Below are 3,634 nucleotides of genomic sequence, written 5' to 3'. Positions count from 1 at the left end.
CCCCCGTCGACGCCGACCGGGCGTTCAAGGAACTGGGCTTCGACTCGTTGACGGCGGTGGAGTTGCGCAATCGGCTGGCCACCGCGACCGGCGTACGCCGACCGGCTCGCCCGGCTGCCCGCCGAGGACGGTGATCGCCTCCTGCTGGACCTGATCCGCCGGCACGTCGCCACGGTTCTGCGGCGGGACACCCCCGTCGACGCCGACCGGGCGTTCAAGGAACTGGGCTTCGACTCGTTGACGGCGGTGGAGTTGCGCAATCGGCTGGCCACCGCGACCGGCGTACGCCTGCCGGTCACCGCCGTCTTCGACCACCCGAGCCCGGCCGCGCTCGCCGCCCACGTCCGGTCCCGCCTGACCGGCGCGCCGGAACCCGTCCGCGCCGTGCCGACGCAGCAGTCCAGCGCCGACCCGATCGCGATCGTCGCCATGTCCTGCCGCTACCCGGGCGGGGTCGCCTCGCCGGAGGAGCTGTGGCGGCTGCTGGCCGAGGGTGCGGAGGTGCTCGGCCCGTTCCCCACCGACCGAGGGTGGGACCAGGACGCCATCGATCGCAGTCAGGTGCGCCACGGCGGGTTCCTGGCGGGTGCCGCCGATTTCGACGCGGGGTTCTTCGGGATCAGCCCTCGGGAGGCGACGGCGATGGATCCCCAGCAGCGGTTGCTGCTGGAGACGTCGTGGGAGGCCCTCGAGCGGGCCGGAATCGACCCGAGGTCGCTGCGCGGCAGCCAGACCGGCGTGTTCGCCGGGATGATGCATCACGACTACGCCGCCCGCCTGCACGAGATCCCCGAGGAGTACGAGGGTTACCTGAGCAGTGGCAGCGCCGGAGGTGTGGCGACCGGGCGGGTGTCGTACGTGCTGGGCCTGGAGGGGCCGGCGGTCACCGTCGACACGGCGTGTTCGTCGTCGCTGGTGGCGGTCCACCTGGCGAGTCGGGCGCTGCGGCAGGGGGAGTGCGACCTGGCGCTGGCCGGCGGCGTCACCGTGATGTCCATGCCCAGCCTCTTCGTCGAGTTCAGCCGGCAGCGGGGCCTGGCCCCGGATGGGCGGTGCAAGCCCTTCGCCGAGGCGGCTGACGGCACCGGCTGGTCGGAGGGTGTGGGTTGGCTGGTTCTGGAGCGGCTTTCGGATGCGCGTCGTCATGGTCATCCGGTGTTGGCGGTGGTGCGGGGTTCGGCGGTGAATTCCGATGGTGCGTCGAATGGGTTGACGGCGCCGAGTGGTCCGGCGCAGGAGCGGGTGATCGCGGCGGCGTTGGCCGACGCCCGCCTCGCGCCAGCGGACATCGACGTGGTGGAGGCGCACGGCACGGGGACCCGGCTCGGTGATCCGATCGAGGCGCAGGCGGTGATCGCCGCGTATGGGCGGGGTCGGGATCGGCCGTTGTGGTTGGGGTCGGTGAAGTCGAACCTCGGTCACACGCAGGCGGCGGCGGGTGTGGCTGGGGTGATGAAGGTGGTCCTCGCCATGCAGCACGGGGTGTTGCCGCGGTCGTTGCATGTGGATCGGCCGTCGTCGGCGGTGGACTGGTCGGCGGGCGCGGTGCGGTTGTTGACCGATGAGGTGCCGTGGATTGCTGGCGCCAGGCGGGCGGGTGTGTCGGCGTTCGGGATGAGCGGGACGAACGCGCACGTGATCGTGGAAGCCGCGCCCGTCGCTGCGACCGCCGCGCTGCCCGCTGGGACGACGCCGGCCAGTGGGTCCGCGTCGTCGCTGCCCGAAGTGGCGGCGGCTCCCGCCGCACCATCGCCTGCGGAGGCGGTCGCGTCGTCGCCGGCCGATCCGGAGGTCCCCTGGGTGGTGTCGGCGGCGTCGCGGGAGGCGTTGACCGATCAGGTTCGGGCGCTGTCGGGGCTGCGGTCGGCGTCTGCCGCCGAGTCGGGGCCGCGACCGGTGGACGCGGCATTCACGTTGGCGGTGGGCCGGGCCGCGTTGCCGTGGCGGTCGGTGCTGGGGGAGGACCTGCCGGTCCAGGCCGGTGACGGTCGGGTCACCTTTGTCTTCCCCGGTCAGGGTTCGCAGTGGACCGGGATGGGTCTGGAGCTGTGGGACTCCTCGCCGGTGCTCGCCGAGCAGATGCAGGCGTGCGAGGACGCGTTGCGACCGCACACCGGCTGGTCCCTGCGCGAGGAGTTGGCGGGCCCGTTGGACCGGGTGGATGTGGTGCAGCCGGCGTTGTTCGCGGTGATGGTGTCGCTGGCCGCGTTGTGGCGGTCCTACGGGGTGCAACCGTCGGCCGTCGTCGGCCATTCGCAGGGTGAGATCGCGGCGGCGTATGTCGCGGGGGCGTTGTCGTTGGATGACGCGGCGCGGATCGTGGCGTTGCGCAGTCGGGCGTTGCGGGCCATAGCGGGTCGGGGCGGCATGGTGTCGGTGCCGTTCGCCGACGTCGACCCGGGGGAGTTGTCGGTGGCGGCGCTCAACGGCCCCGACTCGACGATCCTCTCCGGTGACGCGGACGCGGTGCAGCGGTTCCTCGCGGCCGAGCCGCGGGCCCGGCGGGTCGCCGTGGACTACGCGTCGCACTCACCGCACGTCGACGAGGTCCGCGACGAGATCCTCACCGCGCTGAAGGACATCGAACCGCGCTCGGCAGACGTGCCGTTCCACTCCACCGTCACGGGCGGGCTGCTGGACACGATCGGCCTCGACGCCGAGTACTGGTTCCGCAACCTGCGGGAGACGGTGCGCTACGCCGACGCGACCGCCGGACTGGACACCCTGGTCGAGATCAGCCCACATCCGATCCTGGCCCGGGAACTCGGCACCCTGCGCCGCGATGACGGCGGGGCGCAACGGTTCCTGGACTCGCTCGCCCGCGCCTGGGCACGCGGCGCGCACGTCGACTGGCAAGCCGTGTTCGCCGGCCGAGACCCACAACGGGTAATCCTGCCCACGTACCCGTTCCAACGCCGCCGCTACTGGCTGGACGCGCCACCCCGCGCCACCTCCGACACCGCGTTCTGGGCCGCCGTGGCGGCCGGCGACATCGACGCCCTGGCCGCCGGGGCCGACCGGGACGCCTGGCAGCGACTCTTGCCCTCCCTCGCCACCTGGCGGGAACGCTCCGCCGTGGCCGGCTGGCGCTACCAGGAACGCTGGGAGCCGCTGACCGGGCCACCGACGGCGCTGACCGGCACCTGGCTGGTGGCCGGCGACGACGGCCACGGCCTCGCCGACGCCATCGTCGCCGCGATCCGGGCGGCCGGCGCGGAGGCCGTCCGCGACGCCCCCGCCGGTACCCCACTCACCGGCGTGCTCTCCCTGCACACCGGGGTCCAGGAGACGATCGGCCTGCTCGGCGCGGCGCCGCTGTGGTGCGTCACCCGGGGCGCCGTGTCGATCGGGCCGGACGACGCGCTCACCGACCCGGACCGGGCCCGACTCTGGGGGCTCGGTCGGGCGGCGGCCCTGGAAGGGCGATGGGGCGGCCTCGTCGACATCACCGAGGATGTCGACCCGTCGGCTCTCATCGCCGTTCTGGGCGGTCCCGAGGACCAGGTCGCGATGCGCCGCACCGGCACGTACGTCCGCCGGCTGCGCGCTGCCCCGCCGCCCGCCCCCCGACGCGGTTGGACCCCGCGCGGCACGGTGCTCGTCACCGGCGGCACCGGCGCGCTCGGCGCGCACC

The 3,634-nt window shown here is 73.6% G+C and carries 2 protein-coding genes; both read left to right on the top strand.

Features of this window, described 5'->3' with window-relative positions:
• Positions 1-47 precede the first annotated feature (47 nt).
• On the top strand, positions 48-134 hold the full coding sequence (locus JM949_RS40225; RefSeq protein WP_456320245.1) for a hypothetical protein: 87 nt from the start codon (positions 48-50) through the stop codon (positions 132-134).
• 112 nt (positions 135-246) lie between these two features.
• On the top strand, positions 247-3,634 hold a 3,388-nt coding region (locus tag JM949_RS34555), incomplete at its 3' end, for a type I polyketide synthase (RefSeq protein WP_456320244.1).

Origin of the sequence: Micromonospora tarensis, assembly GCF_016803395.1 — a bacterium.
Lineage (GTDB): Bacteria > Actinomycetota > Actinomycetes > Mycobacteriales > Micromonosporaceae > Micromonospora > Micromonospora tarensis.
The sequence above is the reverse complement of the archived record's forward strand: the minus strand, read 5'-3'. Positions and strand labels throughout refer to the sequence as shown.